The sequence below is a fragment of the Ruegeria sp. BB9 genome, from assembly GCF_056539345.1.
The window spans coordinates 1,356,130-1,371,472 of record NZ_JBQFUU010000001.1; the positions used below are offsets into that span (position 1 = coordinate 1,356,130).

The following is a 15,343-nucleotide window of genomic DNA, read 5'->3' on the forward strand; positions in this document are numbered from 1 at the left end:
GCCACGTCGAGTGGGTTAAAAACCATATATTTTCAAGGCTATAGTCTCTGAATGCGTTGGGTCGAACAGGCCAGTTTCGCCATTTACTAATTTTTTAGTTTGACAGACTCGCGAAAAATCGCTGATGCTGTTCGTCATCCGGTTCGCGCCGGAGAACCATAAATTTTGGGAGGAGAAAGATGCGGAAACATCTTTTGTCCGCAGTGGCGGCGGCTGCCGTCATTGCGGGGCACGGTCCTGTTTGGGCCGACGAAGCCGCAGCACAGCGCTGGGTCGACGATGAATTCCAGCCATCCACCTTGTCGAAAGACGAGCAGATGGCGGAAATGCAGTGGTTCATCAAGGCTGCCGAACCGTATGCCGGGATGGAGATCAACGTTCTGTCCGAAGGTATCCCGACCCACTCGTATGAATCCGAAGTTCTGACGAAGGCGTTCGAGGAAATCACCGGCATCAAGGTCAACCACCAGATCCTGGGTGAAGGTGAGGTCGTTCAGGCCGTTCAGACGCAAATGCAGACCGGACGGAACCTGTATGACGGCTATGTCAACGACAGTGACTTGATCGGTACGCACTCGCGCCTGCAGTTGGCCTATCCCCTGTCGGACATGATGGCGGGTGATTGGGCGGCGACAACCTCGCCGACGCTGGACCTGGATGACTTCATGGGCATCCAGTTCACCACCGGTCCCGACGGCAAGCTGTACCAGCTGCCCGACCAGCAATTCGCCAACCTGTACTGGTTCCGCAAGGACTGGTTCGATGACGAAGCCAACAAGGCCGCATTCAAGGAAAAATACGGCTATGATCTGGGCGTACCGGTCAACTGGTCTGCCTACGAGGATATCGCCGAATTCTTCACCAATGACGTGAAGGAAGTGGACGGTGTCGCGATCTACGGCCACATGGACTACGGCAAGCGCGCGCCTGACCTTGGCTGGCGGATGACCGACGCATGGCTGTCGATGGCCGGTGCCGGCGACAAGGGCGAGCCGAACGGTGTGCCGGTCGACGAATGGGGCATCCGCATGGAAGCGGGCACCTGTAACCCGGTCGGCGCCTCGGTGTCGCGGGGTGGTGCCGCAAACGGCCCGGCGGCCGTTTACGCGATCCGCAAATGGGACGAGTGGCTGCGGGCCTATGCGCCTCCGGGTGCGGCGTCCTATGACTTCTACCAGTCGCTGCCCGCCCTGTCGCAAGGCAACGTGGCCCAGCAGATCTTCTGGTACACAGCCTTTACCGCCGACATGGTCAAGCCCAAGTCCGAAGGCAACAACACTGTCGATGATGAGGGCAACCCACTGTGGCGGATGGCGCCCAGCCCGCATGGCCCCTATTGGGAAGAAGGCCAGAAGGTTGGCTATCAGGATGTGGGATCGTGGACTTTCCTGAAGTCCACCCCGTCGGATCGGGCGCAGGCCGCGTGGCTGTATGCTCAGTTCGTGACGTCCAAGACTGTCGACGTGAAGAAGTCCCACGTGGGTCTGACCTTCATCCGCGACAGCTCGGTCAACCACGAGTCGTTCACCGAACGCGCACCCAAGCTGGGTGGCCTGGTCGAGTTCTACCGCTCGCCCGACCGTGTGGCGTGGTCGCCGACCGGCATCAACGTTCCCGACTATCCGAAGCTCGCCCAAATCTGGTGGCAGCAGATCGGTGACGTGAACTCGGGCGCCTTCACCCCGCAAGAGGCGATGGACCGTCTGGCTGAAGAGATGGACATCACCATGGCCCGCATGCAGGCCGCGGATGAAAGCGCCGGCGTCTACGGCGGCTGTGGTCCGCGCCTGAACGAACCGCAGGATCCGGCCTTCTGGCTGGAGAAGCCGGGCGCGCCGAAAGCCAAGCTGGAGAACGAGAAGCCGCAAGGCCAGACCGTCAACTACGACGAACTGGTGGCACGCTGGCAGTCCCAGTAAGCCACTACTCCCCGGGGGGCGCCGGTACCGGCGGCCCCTTACCAACCAAGACCAAACAGCGTTGCCACGCGCTGCGGGATCGGAACCCACGGACATGATCGAACTACAAAACGCAACCAAGCGGGTCGGCACCGTTACCCATATCAAACCCACGTCCCTGACGCTGCAGACCGGCCATTTCAACGTGCTGCTGGGCGCGACCGGGTCGGGCAAGACCTCTCTGATCAAGATGATGGCCGGGTTGGACCCGATCGCTTCGGGCAAGGTCCTGATGGATGGGCAGGACGTCACACGGCTGAATACGCAGAAGCGAAAAATCAGCCTCGTGCACCAGTTCTTCGTGAACTACCCGCATATGACCGTATTCGACAACATTGCCTCGCCCCTGCGCGTTGCCGGAATGGCGCAATCCGAGATTGAAGGTCGCGTGGAAGAAGCCGCCGACCTGCTGCAACTGCGCCCGATGCTGCACCGTCGTCCGCATGAACTGTCGGGCGGCCAACAGCAACGCACCGCACTGGCCCGCGCCATCGCAAAGGACAGCCGCGCCGTGTTCCTGGATGAGCCACTGGCCAACCTGGACTACAAGCTGCGCGAGGAATTGCGCGAGCAATTGCCCGAGCTGTTCGCCGGGCGCGGCGCCGTGGTGGTCTATGCTACGTCCGAACCCGAAGAGGCGCTGCTGCTGGGCGGCTACACCGCCTTGATGGAGGACGGCCGCGTGACCCAGTTCGGTCCGACGGCCGACATCTATCGCAATCCCGAAAACCTCGCCGCCGCGCGAGTGTTCTCGGACCCCCCAATCAACGTGGCCCGCGTCACGGTCGCCGGTGCCCAAGCGCGCCTGGCCGGTGGAGGTGGATGGACTGTGTCCGGGATTGCCGATGGCGAATACATGGTCGCCGTGCGTCCGCACCGGGTCACTCCGCTCAAGGCTTCTGATGACGACGTTGAACTGACCGGCCGCGTGATCGTGACCGAGCTGTCCGGGTCCGACTCCAGCGCGCATTTCCAACATGGCGAGGACGCCTGGGTCTCGCTGGCCGCCGGGGTCCACCCCTATCAGGTGGGCGAAGACCACACATTCTACATGAACCCGGCCCATTGCCGGTATTTCGGCCAAGACGGCAAAAGGGTGGCCTGACATGGCACAGATCAAGCTTTCCAACCTCAAACACAGCTACATGCCGTCGCCGCAAGGCCCACAGGATTATGCGCTGAAGGAAATCGACGTGACCTGGCGCGATGGCGGAGCCTATGCTCTGCTGGGGCCGTCGGGCTGCGGCAAGTCCACGCTGCTTAACATCATCTCGGGCCTGTTGACCCCGTCCGAAGGGCAGATCCTGTTCGGTGACCGTGACGTGACCGCCCTGCCCCCCGATCAACGCAACATCGCGCAGGTGTTCCAGTTTCCGGTGATCTACGACACGATGACCGTCGGCGAAAACCTGGCTTTTCCGCTCAAGAACCGCGGCGTCGATCCCGCGACGATCAAGCGCCGCGTCGACGAAATCGCCGAGATGCTGGATGTCACCGACGTGCTGAACACCCGCGCCAGCGGCCTCAGCCCGGACAACAAGCAGAAAATCTCGATGGGTCGCGGTCTGGTCCGCGACGACGTGAACGCGGTGATGTTCGACGAGCCGCTGACCGTGATCGACCCGCATCTGAAATGGAAGCTGCGGTCCAAACTGAAAGAGCTGCACCAGCGCGTCAAGGCGACGATGATCTATGTCACCCACGACCAGACCGAAGCGCTGACCTTCGCCGACGAGGTGGTGGTGATGCAGGAAGGCGAAGTGGTCCAGATCGGCACCCCGGTCGAGCTATTCGAGCGCCCTCAGCACACATTCGTGGGCCATTTCATCGGCTCGCCCGGCATGAACGTACTGCCCTGCGAGGCGCGGGGCGATCGCGCCCTGTTCGAAGGGCACGAGGTGGTGCTGGAAGGTCCGGTCAGCGGCAGTGGCGGCCGTACAGATCTGGGCATCCGGCCCGAATATGTGGGCTTTGGCCCCGAGGGCATTCCGGCCCATGTCACCAAGGTGGCCGATATCGGCCGGCATTTTGTGGTCAGCGCCATGGTCGGCAACACCGCACTGAAGGCGGTGACCGAACACGCGGCCCCCGAGCCCGGATCGCAAGTCTTTCTGCAATTCAAACCTGAACAGACGCGCGTCTATCGCGACGGCTGGATCGCAACCGAGGAGCGCGCCCGATGAGAACGGAAAATCAGAAAGCGTGGTTCTTTGTCCTGCCGGTGCTGGCGCTGGTGGCATTCAACGCGCTGGTGCCGATGATGACGGTGGTCAACTACTCGGTGCAGGAAACCTTTGGCAACAACCAGTTCTTCTGGGAAGGCCTGGGCTGGTTCGAACAGATCCTGCGGTCTGACCGCTTCCAGGCGGCGCTGGGGCGGCAGTTCCTCTTCACCGCGCTGATCCTGATGATCGAGGTGCCGCTGGGCATCATCGTGGCCCTGTCGATGCCGCGCAAGGGCTTCTGGGTGCCGGTCTGCCTGGTCCTGATGGCCCTGCCGATGCTGATCCCGTGGAACGTGGTCGGCTCGATGTGGAACATCTTCACCCTGCCAAAGATCGGCCTGCTGGGGTATTTCCTGAACGACGTACTGGGCATCAACTATGACATGACCCAACAGCCGCTGTCGGCCTGGATCACCATCGTTGTGATGGATGTCTGGCACTGGACCTCGCTGGTGGTGCTGCTGTGCTATGCCGGTCTGGTGTCGATCCCCGACGCCTATTACCAGGCGGCCAAGATCGATGGTGCAAGCCCCTGGTCGGTGTTCCGCTATATCCAGTTGCCCAAGATGAAGACGGTTCTGACCATCGCGGTTCTGCTGCGGTTCATGGACAGTTTCAACATCTACACCGAACCCTTCGTTCTGACCGGGGGCGGTCCCGGCAACTCGACCACCCTGCTGTCGATCGACCTGGTGAAGATCGCGCTGGGACAGTTCGACCTCGGCCCCGCAGCCGCGATGAGCCTGATCTATTTCGCCATCACTCTGCTGGTTTCCTGGGTCTTCTACACCCTCATGACAAAGGATGACGCGCAATGAAGAAGCGGTCTCTCATCCCGATCCTGTATATCGCGTTCCTGATGCTGCCGATCTATTGGCTGGTGGCGATGTCCTTCAAGACCACGAACGAGATCCTGTCAGGCTTTTCCCTGTTTCCCCAGACTTTTACGCTGGAGAATTACATCACCATCTTCACCGATCCGACGTGGTATTGGGGCTATATCAACTCGATCACTTATGTGACGTTGAACACGATCCTGTCGGTCTGCGTGGCCTTGCCCGCGGCCTACGCGTTCTCGCGCTATCGGTTTCTGGGCGACAAACAGCTGTTCTTCTGGCTGCTGACCAACCGCATGGCACCGGCGGCCGTGTTCGCCCTGCCCTTCTTCCAGCTGTATTCGTCGATCCATCTGTTCGACACCTATCTGGCGGTGGCACTGGCGCACACGCTGTTCAACGTGCCGCTGGCGGTGTGGATCCTGGAAGGCTTCATGCGCGGCATCCCGAAAGAGCTGGATGAAACCGCCTATGTCGACGGCTATTCCTTCCCCCGGTTCTTCGTCACGATCTTCCTGCCCAACATCAAGGCGGGCGTGGGCGTGGCGGCGTTCTTCTGCTTCATGTTCTCGTGGGTGGAAATGCTGCTGGCCAAGACCCTGACAGCGGTTGAGGCCAAACCCATCGCCGCCGTGATGACCCGCACCGCGTCCAGCGCAGGCTACGAGCTGGGTCTGCTGGCCGCCGCCGGCACCCTGACCATCATCCCCGGCGCCATCGTCATCTGGTTTGTCCGCAACTACATCGCGCGCGGTTTCGCGATGGGACGTGTATGAGGTTCGACATGCGCAAACTCCTTCTCTCCCTCTCCCTGTTCACCCCTTCCCCGGCGCTGGCACAAGCCAAGGCCGGCTGGGGTAATGTCGGCCAGGAAGAACCCAAGGGCTTTTCCTGGACCGACCCGCTGTGGCCCGATTTCTGGATGGCCTGGACCCCGGCAACGCTGGCGGTTTTCGTGGGCATCTTCTCGGCCATCGCCCTGATCGGGGTGCTAGAGGTGGTCAAGTTCCGTGACGGGATCGAACGCCGAGGCGTGCTGGGCCTGACCACCACGTTGGGCGACCGGCTGTTCATCACCCTGCTGGGCTCGGCCTACATCTTTCTGGCCTGGCTGGGGCTGGTCGGCCAACCGGTATGGACCCCGCTTTTCCTGTCGATCGGCTGGGGCATTTTCGTTTTCTGGAAAGTTTAGGCTTTGCGTAACCGCGAAAGGATGCTTGTCTGGCAAGCATAACAGGCAAAATGGTGACACCGAGACCGATGCGAAAGAGAAAGACAGGAAATCTGCTGACCGAGGTTGAACTGGAGTTCATGAACGAGCTCTGGGCACTTGGCGAAGGCTCGGTTCGCGACGTGCTGGACCGGCTGCCGCCCGAGCGGAACCTGGCCTACACCTCTGGCGCGACGATCCTGCGCATTCTGGATGAAAAGGGATTTGTCCAAAGCCGCAAGGACGGCAAAACCCTGATCTACCGCCCGCTGCTTGAAAAGGACACATATCAGGCGCGGTCGCTGCAGAACCTGTCCCGCACGTTGTTCGATGACACCCCGGCCTCGCTGGTGGCACGACTTGTCGACGACGCCGGCCTGACCGAAGCTGATCTGGAGGAAATTCGAGCACTGGTAGAGAGGAGACTGCAAAATGACAGCGGTTAAACCGGTTCTCGATGTATTTCTCGACCTGAACGTGGTGCTGGTTCTTTCGGCACTCATCTGGTTGGGCGCCCGCATGGCCGTAGCCCGAACGCGCCTGCGGCACGACTACATGACACAGCTGCGCGTGCTGAAGGTTCTTTGCGTCTGCGTCATGCTCAGCCCTGTTCTGGCCCTTGGGGTCACGGCAGCCGCCGGTTTTTTCTGGCCGGGTCAGGCCGTTTCCATCGGTGATATTGCGGTAGCGGCCTATTTGCGCGGTGAAATCGCGATGCCGGCTACACAATTCGAAGCTCTGCTGAACACGCGTGAACGTTGGGTCGACACGGTACTGTCCGGACAAAGCGCCCTTGTGACGGCCGCCTTGGTGCTGCTGACCCTGGCCGCCCTCCGGATGCTGGTCCGCACCGTCCGGGATGCGCTGGCAATCCGCGACACGGTGGTTTCAAGCTTCCTGTGGCGGCGGTCGGCCAACGTGGACATTCGCTTGTCCGATCGGATCACGGTTCCATTTGCCGTGCGCGGGGCGCGTCGTCGCCATGTCGTTCTGCCCAGCCATCTGCTGGACACCCCCCGCGAACTGCGATTTGCCCTAGCGCATGAATTGCAGCACGTTCGCGCCCGGGACGTCGAATGGGAGATTGCGTTTGAGGCCATGCGACCGCTGCTGTTCTGGAACCCTGCCTACTGGGCGTTGAAATACCAGTTCAGCCGACTGCGCGAACTGGCCTGCGACCAATCCGTCGTCACCCGACGCGGGATCGACGCGCGCGACTATACCGACTGCCTGCTGGACTATTGCGCCCGGACCGTTGCGCAGGGCCGGCCACGGGTCTTGAACGTGGCGCTGGTCTCTGGTGGCAAGGCCAAACGGGTTCTGAAACAACGCGTGATCGCGCTGGCCGATGCACCCTCGTTCTCGGCACCGTTGCCGGCAATCTTCATGGGTTCGGCCCTGCTGTTCGCTGTTCTGCTGGCCTTGGGCGCAGCCACGATCCGCCAGACTCAGGACTGGAGCCATGACCGGCTGATGCTGTCGACCGTCGTGAACCTTGAACGGCTCGAGGCACGCAATCAGGGCAATTGATCGGCGACGCCAGGATCCATCCTGTTGCTGGCCTGACCGCTGAACACCGGTCGCTCGAGTGGGCGGCCTAGCGCTTGGACGTGCCGCCAGAGAAACACGGCCCAACACGCTCCCCAAGCAAGGACCGCGGGCACGTCTGCAGAGGACGCCCGCAAAACCGCGGCAAGGCACAACAAGGCATATCCGATACCATCAATCGCACTGGGGCGCAGCCGGCCGCAACGGCGCGCGACCGCACGGGCAGCGACGGCATAGATCGCGCAGCTGACCGCTCCGACCGTCAGAACGTGCAACGCATCATGCGCCGCCAGCAAGTCGGGGAAGTACAGCGAAGCCGCCAACAGGGACAGACCAGCGGGCAACCACGCAAAGGCAATATGAAGCATCCCCAGCAATCCATCCTGAAGAACTGCCGTTGAATGCCAGAGCCACAGACGCCCACCCTCGCACCCCGCGCAGATCACAAGAAGGACGCCGATAAGCGGACCATCGGCGACGGAAACAAGCCCGAGAAGCACCGCAGTTAAAGCCAGAGCTGCCGCCGAAGCGTCCCCCAATGCCCTCGCGCACCGAAACTTTTGCGCGGCGGTTGGGCTTTGGTGCGTCCAATTCCATGTGAAAGCAGCGATCATGCGCCCACCGACAACCGACACCAAAAGTGCAACGAGTAAAACTGTGGAGAAGGACGGCGCAGACCCAGCTAGAAAGGCAAGTTGGCAGATGGCCAGGAAAAGGGCGAAAAGCGCCTGAAGCCCTCCGGCAACCGCGGGCTCGCGCAGTGCAGCCCAAGCGAGACGACCGGCGAGAAAGAGCAAGAACGCCGTGCCCATTGGGACGATGAACATGGGTTCGCCCCCAAGCGCACCGATGGCGGCAAACCGGGACATCGCCCAAATCGCAAACAGCAACAATGTGCCGGTTGGCGAGACAGAATCGCCCCCCGACCAGCTGCGCATCGCCGTCAGCGAATAGCCCGCAAATGCCGCGCCGACGAAGCCGAACAACATCTCATGCGCATGCCAGGCGTACAGCCCCAGCAACGGCGACCAATGGGTGATGAAATCCTGCCCCAGAAACAGGCCGCTCACCCCCAGAAGGGCAGCTGCCCCCGCCGCAGGAAACATGATCCGATGAGGCGAGGACAGCATGGTTTCCGATCATGCAAGGGACGCCTGGGCTATCCTGCGATAGCCGGCTTGACCGTGATAGAACCCATTGCTGAACGGCGTATCTGCACAAACCTGCCGCAACCGGGCTTCGGCCGCCTCGGTCGACATGCTTTGATCCAACAGCGCCCGGTAAACCTCAGCGACGGTGACCATGTCGACGGCCTGCGGCATCAATCGCAGATGGCTCACACCATCGGCAACCAGTTGGGGCAGTTCCTGCAGCAGGATCAGATACCCTTCGGATTGGGTCTGGATCCCGTTGATGCGCAGGATCGGCTGCTCATCCCTCGTACGCAGGGGCATCCCGTCGGGGTCTTCTTCGCAGACGAATTGGCAATTGTCCTTTGTCCGCCCGTGCGAGCGCGCGTGATAGCACCGCGCCGAAACGGCCAGCGACGCCCGGCCAAAGACCTGCACTTCAACCCCGAGACCCAAGTCGCGCGCCATTCGCGCCGCGACGGCGATCGAGGGCGCTGGCAACTCGGTGGGCAGGCAGACATGCGTCGCCCCCTTTGACGCCATCCAGCGGATTGTGGCCTCGTTATAGGCATTCATGAATGGGCCGATGCGATGCGGTCGCGTACCGCGTGCATACAGTCCCGCAGCGTTGTTGATTTCGATCTCGGGCGACTCCATCTCAGACAGGTCTTCGGTGGCCTTGCGCTCTCGCTTCAGCATCACTTCGGCCAAGGAGGACAAAATCACCTTTTTGCCCGTCCGTTCGAGCCTTTCGATGATGGACGGCAGGTCAGCCTCTTGGAACGGGGCGCGTTTTGAACAGATGACCTCGCCCAGATAGACCTCATCCACCGGAGCTTCGTCGGCGACACGCGCATAGAAATCCCGGCGTTGGTCGGCCGACCAGTGATAGGCGATCGGGCCCAATGTAAGTTTCGTCATCGTTTCACCGCCATTTCTTCGTGGCAAAAGCGCCTTGCGTCTGTTTCTGACCCTCGGTCAGTGCGACGAGGTTCCCGATATCCGCTTCGCGACCCGCCCGGATATCGTCGACAGCGTTTCGAAATGCAGACACCACGGACCGGACATAACTCTTGGACCTTTGCCGCCCTTCGATCTTGAACGCATGCACCCCGGCATCGATCAACTCAGGCAGAAGGCGGGCCAGGTTCAGGCTGATCGGTTCCTCGAACGCATAGTACCCGTCCGGACGATGTGCGACCTGATAGCGGCCTTTGCAAATCGTCGGATAACCGGCCTTCTCATCTGGCCCGAACCGGTCGATGGTAAAGCCAGCCAACCTCGATGACATCGAACCATCGGCATCGCGCACGTACTCCACGTCGGACGCCGGCGAACAGACGCCATCGAGGTTCGTGGACTGCCCGGTCAAATAGTTCGTCAGGCTGCAGCGCCCTTCGACCATCAGACCGTGATTTCCGAAGATGAAGGTTTCGATCTCACAGGGGATTTCTTTTCGGATCTGCCGGATCTCGGGAATGGTCAAAATACGGGGCAGGACCACGCGTTTGACACCGAAATTCTCGCAATAGTAGCGGATCGCCTCGGGTGACGACGCTGCAGCCTGTACCGACAGGTGCAAGCGTACCTGTGGATGGGTTCGGGCGATGTAGTCGGCCACGCCCATATCAGCCACGATGAAGGCATCAACGCCGATCCGCGCACCGGTGTCGGCAGCGTGCCGCCAAAGGTCGACCTTGCCCGCCGGGGGATAAGTGTTGAGTGCCAGAAGGACCTTGGCACCCTTGGCATGGGCATAAGCCACCGCCTCCTCCAATTCCTGCGGCGTGAAATTCAGCCCCGGAAAATTCCGGGCGTTGGTGGCGTCCTGAAAGCCGCAATAGACGGCGTCGGCCCCGGCATCGACCGCTGTGCGCAGGGCAGCGGGAGTTCCGGCGGGGCATATCAATTCGGCGAGGCTCATGAAGCAGTCGCTCCTTCTACTTCTTGGTAATTTCGGCGCAACCGGGACAGGATCGCGCGGCCAGGCGGGCCGAACATGTCCGCAGCCTCCTGAGCGATGGATCCATCCATGTCGTCCAATGCATTGCGCAAACGGACGACGGCCTCGGTATCTCCAGTGATCTCCAGATCGCGTGAGAAAAAGGCCGCGTCGCCGTCCTGTTCCGCATCAACCAGCTCCAACAGCAGCAGGAACCGCCCTCGGATAATTGCTATTGCGTCAGGCAGCATCGACCGCGGTACGGCACGAAAGCTCAGGTTCTGAGGATCTGGACGCAGATGCAGCGCGAACGGCAGCTCGATCGGGTCGATCAGGAAATCGGCGCTTTGATACGGGCCAAGTCGGGCAAACAGCGCAGGATGTTCCTGCGCGACCCTACGGACCACACGCGCGAGAATGGGCTGAACCGCCAAGCAGGCCAAACGCGAGACGACTGCCTGTCCCGGCGGCCTTGGCCTGTTCGATGTCTGTGTTGGGCTCACCATATGCTGCATGTACTGCCTCATCCGTTTGGCTGTTGTATTTGTGCGGGTTCAACCCGGTGCCGCCGTGTTTCGGCCTTGCGCGATGGAGCATCGGCACCATTCGACCACAACGTCCTCGATGGGCGGCAGGAGTTTGGCGGTTCCACCGGCAAACTGATCGAAGGCGGCGCGATGGGTTTTGCTCACGCCGATCAGGACCGGAATATCCCGCGCCAAGGCCTCGGCAATGAGGGTGCGAAATCCGCGACCCTCGGCCTCGCTGAGACCAAATTTGTTCAGCAGAACGATGTCGCAACCGTCATCTCGCAACCGAGCGGTCGCGATGCCGACCACCTCTTCGATCGCACCGGCGTCCATTCGACACGCGCCTGAGCCCGAACCCAGATCCTGCGTGATCCGGATATTGGGGCCATGCGGCAGCAGTCCAAGCGTTGTCTCACAAAACTGGGTGCCAGTATCCGAAAGGTTCACACGCAACGCTCCGAGCAAGCGCAGACCTTCTTCCTGCAATCGCGCGGCCACTGTCGCCAGCAAATGATCCGTTCCGCCTGCCTCACTTGCGTCGACACCTGCAAGAAGCATGATTGATCCCCTCTACCGTTCGAACCGTGGAAACAGGACCTGGTTTTCAAGCATCATGTGCCGGTCAAGATCCGCCAAAAGGTTCCGCAGCCCATCGTAAAGCCGTCGCCAAGACCCGCAGGCATGTGCGGGCGGTGTCAGGTCATGGGTGATATGCCGGATCAGAGCGATACTCTCGGCGTGGCCATCGTGATCGGCGCGCATAACCCGGATCGGGTTTTCGATACCTTCCATGCCGCCCATGCGCATGGCGGGAAACAGGACGATCTCCTCTTTTGCCATGTGCGTTTCCATTTCGGCCGCCAGTTCGGCCAGGGCGCGGACCAACCCTCGGGGGGCTTGGGGGTCGTCTCGGTGAACCAAGGCCACGCGTTCAGCAAGATGTTGAAGCTGTTCAAGCTCGGTCCGGTGTGTTTCGTGATATCGTGTGAGGATGTGATCAATCAGGGCGCCTGTCTCAAGATCAGCTTCGTGCATATCGAAGTTCGTCATGGTCCGTGCTTTCAGGTTCACGACCCGAGCATCTCGAATCGGAGTTTGATTTGCGCATTCTGTTTTGCTAATACGCATAGAAAATACCGATTGAAAAACGCGACCATGCGCCTCACCTCATTCACTGACTATGGTCTCCGCATTCTGATGCGGCTGGCTGGCAGCCCGGACCGCCCGTTTTCAACCGGCGAACTTGCGGATGAATTCAAGGTGTCACGCGCCCATCTCGCCAAGGTCATTTCAGCGCTGGCCAATGCCGGATACCTCAAAACGCGGCGGGGCGGTGGCGGCGGGGCCGTCCTGTCTCGCCCGGCGTCGGACATCCGCTTGGGCGACGTTGTGCGTACCCTGGAAACCGGGCAACCAATCGTTGAGTGTTTCTCGGCCGATGGCAGTGCGTGCACTCTGACTCCAAGCTGCCTTTTGAAATACCGGCTGAAGCAAGCCGAGCAGGCGTTTTTCGACGACCTGAATCAGGCAACACTGGCTGATTGCATCTATCGTCCGCCGTGGGAGGTTTCGGCGGCAGAATAGCAGCCGGCCTGCCCCTTCCGACAATTCGCCCGGGTTCTCTCAGAACCAATCAGGCTGCGAACACGGTTACGTTGGTGCTTAGAGCGGTTAGATCAGATGCCCTCCAATCTCGGCAGCGACGGTCAACCGAACGCCTCTGGAAATTCAGCTAGCTGTTTCTCCGGCGGACTTGCCTGATCCTCCGAATAACAACCCGAAACTCTTGTGCGGCTAAATGCAGGTTGTAGTCTTGGCGGACTGGCCGGAGAGATCCCATTGGAACTGCAGAGACTCCTTGACGACGCCAAGACGCTGATTACCGAGGCCCAATTGGATGACGGCTTCTGGCCCTGTGGTGTGCGGGACATGGTGTTGGCGCAGACGCGCCAGTCCAAACGCCCGTCATGCTCGGTCGTTGAACCCATGATCGGGCTGGTGCTTCAGGGCAGCAAGTCGGTTCAGTACGGAACCGAGCATGTACGCTATAACGCAGGGGACGTCATTGTCGTGGGAAGCGCCCTGCCAATGGTCTCGGGCCTTGTGGATGCCTCGCCCGAAAACCCCTACATCGCCCTGTATCTCGGCATCGACATGCGCGTATTGCGGGGCGTCTACACCGACATGGGCGGCACCTCGCTGGACGATGCGGGGCCGGCCTTGGAAAGCGGTCAGGCCGATGTGGAAGTCATTAATTCATTTGCACGTCTATTCCGTCTGCGCCGAGATCCGATCGCAGAGCAAACGCTGGGGGCCGCCGCCGTCCGCGAGGTTTATTTCCGGGTTCTGCGCCGCGACAAAGGGCGCGCGCTGCGCCGTATCATCCGCACGGACAGCAAGGCCAATCAGGTCGCCAAGGCAATCGCGCATATTCGCAAAGAGTACCGCTCGACGATCAAAGCCTCGGACCTGGCCGCGATCTCGGGCATGAGCGCTTCGGTATTCTATGACGCTTTCAAACGGGTAACGGCCAACAGTCCGCTGCAGTTCCAGAAAGACCTGCGCCTGACCGAAGCCTTCCAACTGCTTCAGCAGACGGGAACGCCTGTATCGCGTGTTGCACACGCGGTTGGGTACGAAAGCCCGGCCCAATTCAGCCGTGAGTTCGCCAAAAAATTCGGCGTTCCGCCACGAGAACTGACCCGGGATCACGTGACCTGAGCTGCACGCTTTATTCTTGGGTTTCGGAGAATCGAGCAAGAGTTGAGGAGGAAGCCCTGTGTTCCACCCGAGGCGGACAGGTTAGGTTCATCCATGATGCAACCGGGCGATGTTGCCCCCGAAATCGCAAGGATACCTGATGGCAGTCTCCGACCAAGTCCCTACAAATTCCGGATTTCACGCAAAAAGCACGGCGGCCGAAGTGCTGGCCGATATCGACCTGACCGGAAAAACCGCAATCGTAACCGGTGGCTACAGCGGTATTGGCCTCGAAACAGTCCGCGCCCTTGCCGACAAGGGGGCCGTGGTGATCGTTCCCGTACGCTCGGAAATCAAAGCTCGGGAGAGCCTGGCAAGCGTGGAAGGTCATGTCAGGACCGCACCAATGGACCTGGCGGATCTGGGATCAGTCCGACGGTTTGCCAAGACGGTATCCAGCGACTTGCAAAACCTGGATCTGCTGATCAACAACGCCGGGATCATGGCGTGCCCCGAGGCCCGTGTTGGACCCGGTTGGGAATCCCAATTCGGTATCTGCCACATGGGCCACTTTGCCCTGACCAAGTTACTGCTGCCGCTTTTGGAGCAAACACCGGGCGCGCGGGTCGTGGCTCTCTCCTCAACCGCGCACAAGATTTGTGACGTGCATTGGGATGATATCCAGTTCGAGAAGACGGACTACGACAAATGGCAGGCCTATGGGCAAGCAAAGACCGCAAATGCGTTGTTTGCCAACGCCCTTTTCCGCCGTTTGGCAGAGACCGGAGGGTTGGCGTTTTCGGTACATCCCGGTGGGATCTTCACCCCTCTGCAACGGCACCTGCCGAAGGAAGAGATGATCGCACTGGGCTGGCTGAACGAGGATGGCGAGCCGTCCGAATTGGCAAAGGAGGGTTTCAAGACGCCCGAACAGGGCGCGTCAACAACGGTTTGGGCGGCGACTTCGCCAAAGCTGGTTGGCAAACCGGGGGTATATTGCGAGGACGCTGACATTGCTGCCCCGACCGCCCCCAACAGCCCGACGGCCCGATATTTCGGGGTCAACGCACATGCGTGCGATGACGCATCAGCCGAAAAGCTGTGGGAGATCAGCGAACGGCTACTGCAAGAGGCCTGATACCCACGCAATCCGGTCGGGACGATCCCGGCCGGACTGCGCTTTTTGGGGATAAGGCAGCGCCAGGGCTTTAGACCACAGTCGCGCCCCCTAGCCCTCTGCGCAGCTGGTCTTGGCCCGGGCTGG

The 15,343-nt window shown here is 60.8% G+C and carries 17 protein-coding genes; 11 read left to right on the forward strand and 6 right to left on the reverse strand.

Annotated features, from left to right (window positions below):
- The first annotated feature begins 179 nt into the window (after nt 1-179).
- The 8 genes from ACR0FC_RS06795 to ACR0FC_RS06830 all read left to right on the forward strand — a co-directional run bounded on the left by ACR0FC_RS06795 (nt 180) and on the right by ACR0FC_RS06830 (nt 7,759).
- Nucleotides 180-1,919 (forward strand): ABC transporter substrate-binding protein, encoded by a 1,740-nt coding sequence (locus ACR0FC_RS06795; RefSeq protein ID WP_170339174.1) that lies wholly within the window; start codon nt 180-182, stop codon nt 1,917-1,919.
- 94 nt (nt 1,920-2,013) lie between these two features.
- Entirely contained in the window at nt 2,014-3,063 is a 1,050-nt protein-coding gene (locus ACR0FC_RS06800) for an ABC transporter ATP-binding protein (RefSeq protein ID WP_170339176.1), read from the forward strand.
- 1 nt (nt 3,064) lies between these two features.
- The gene (locus tag ACR0FC_RS06805; RefSeq protein ID WP_170339177.1) at nt 3,065-4,141 is read left to right on the forward strand and encodes an ABC transporter ATP-binding protein; all 1,077 of its coding nucleotides are present in this window, start codon (nt 3,065-3,067) and stop codon (nt 4,139-4,141) included.
- Nucleotides 4,138-5,001, forward strand: a complete 864-nt coding sequence (locus tag ACR0FC_RS06810; protein WP_005983941.1) for a carbohydrate ABC transporter permease — start codon at nt 4,138-4,140, stop codon at nt 4,999-5,001. The genes ACR0FC_RS06805 and ACR0FC_RS06810 overlap by 4 nt, the downstream gene beginning before the upstream one ends.
- Complete coding sequence (locus tag ACR0FC_RS06815; RefSeq protein WP_093961735.1) at nt 4,998-5,795, forward strand: carbohydrate ABC transporter permease; 798 nt, start codon at nt 4,998-5,000, stop codon at nt 5,793-5,795. Before ACR0FC_RS06810 ends, ACR0FC_RS06815 begins: the two co-directional genes overlap by 4 nt.
- A gap of 146 nt (nt 5,796-5,941) precedes the next feature.
- Nucleotides 5,942-6,211, forward strand: a complete 270-nt coding sequence (locus tag ACR0FC_RS06820; protein ID WP_370797609.1) for a DUF2160 domain-containing protein — start codon at nt 5,942-5,944, stop codon at nt 6,209-6,211.
- Nucleotides 6,212-6,279: 68 nt separating this feature from the next.
- Nucleotides 6,280-6,675 (forward strand): BlaI/MecI/CopY family transcriptional regulator, encoded by a 396-nt coding sequence (locus ACR0FC_RS06825; protein ID WP_005983946.1) that lies wholly within the window; start codon nt 6,280-6,282, stop codon nt 6,673-6,675.
- Nucleotides 6,662-7,759 carry a M56 family metallopeptidase gene (locus ACR0FC_RS06830; RefSeq protein ID WP_170339182.1) on the forward strand — a complete coding sequence of 366 codons (1,098 nt, stop codon included), beginning with the start codon at nt 6,662-6,664 and terminating at the stop codon, nt 7,757-7,759. The genes ACR0FC_RS06825 and ACR0FC_RS06830 overlap by 14 nt, the downstream gene beginning before the upstream one ends.
- On the opposite strand, the gene ACR0FC_RS06835 is transcribed toward ACR0FC_RS06830, so the two are convergent.
- From ACR0FC_RS06835 to ACR0FC_RS06860, 6 genes are read right to left on the reverse strand one after another with little or no spacing between them, the layout of a single operon-like run.
- Complete coding sequence (locus tag ACR0FC_RS06835) at nt 7,747-8,907, reverse strand: NnrS family protein (protein WP_170339184.1); 1,161 nt, start codon at nt 8,905-8,907, stop codon at nt 7,747-7,749. The genes ACR0FC_RS06830 and ACR0FC_RS06835 overlap by 13 nt on opposite strands.
- A gap of 9 nt (nt 8,908-8,916) precedes the next feature.
- Nucleotides 8,917-9,828, reverse strand: coding sequence for a ubiquinone anaerobic biosynthesis protein UbiV (gene ubiV, locus ACR0FC_RS06840; RefSeq protein WP_170339185.1), 912 nt, complete (start codon nt 9,826-9,828; stop codon nt 8,917-8,919).
- Nucleotides 9,829-9,832: 4 nt separating this feature from the next.
- Entirely contained in the window at nt 9,833-10,831 is a 999-nt protein-coding gene (gene ubiU, locus ACR0FC_RS06845) for a ubiquinone anaerobic biosynthesis protein UbiU (protein WP_170339187.1), read from the reverse strand.
- On the reverse strand, nt 10,828-11,364 hold the full coding sequence (gene ubiT / locus ACR0FC_RS06850; protein ID WP_480656801.1) for a ubiquinone anaerobic biosynthesis accessory factor UbiT: 537 nt from the start codon (nt 11,362-11,364) through the stop codon (nt 10,828-10,830). The genes ubiU and ubiT overlap by 4 nt, the downstream gene beginning before the upstream one ends.
- Before the next feature lie 39 nt (nt 11,365-11,403).
- Nucleotides 11,404-11,937, reverse strand: coding sequence for a DUF2478 domain-containing protein (locus ACR0FC_RS06855; protein ID WP_170339189.1), 534 nt, complete (start codon nt 11,935-11,937; stop codon nt 11,404-11,406).
- A gap of 12 nt (nt 11,938-11,949) precedes the next feature.
- A complete protein-coding gene (locus ACR0FC_RS06860; RefSeq protein ID WP_254428897.1) occupies nt 11,950-12,429 on the reverse strand; it encodes a hemerythrin domain-containing protein in 480 nt (159 codons plus the stop codon).
- On the opposite strand from ACR0FC_RS06860, the gene ACR0FC_RS06865 reads away from it, so the two are divergent.
- The 3 genes from ACR0FC_RS06865 (at nt 12,319) to ACR0FC_RS06875 (ending at nt 15,217) form a co-directional block, all read left to right on the forward strand.
- The gene (locus tag ACR0FC_RS06865) at nt 12,319-12,963 is read left to right on the forward strand and encodes an RrF2 family transcriptional regulator (protein ID WP_480656802.1); all 645 of its coding nucleotides are present in this window, start codon (nt 12,319-12,321) and stop codon (nt 12,961-12,963) included. The genes ACR0FC_RS06860 and ACR0FC_RS06865 overlap by 111 nt on opposite strands.
- 255 nt (nt 12,964-13,218) lie before the next feature.
- A complete protein-coding gene (locus tag ACR0FC_RS06870) occupies nt 13,219-14,100 on the forward strand; it encodes an AraC family transcriptional regulator (RefSeq protein WP_170339193.1) in 882 nt (293 codons plus the stop codon).
- A 139-nt stretch (nt 14,101-14,239) separates the two neighbouring features.
- Nucleotides 14,240-15,217 carry an oxidoreductase gene (locus ACR0FC_RS06875; RefSeq protein ID WP_170339194.1) on the forward strand — a complete coding sequence of 326 codons (978 nt, stop codon included), beginning with the start codon at nt 14,240-14,242 and terminating at the stop codon, nt 15,215-15,217.
- Nucleotides 15,218-15,343: the final 126 nt, after the last annotated feature.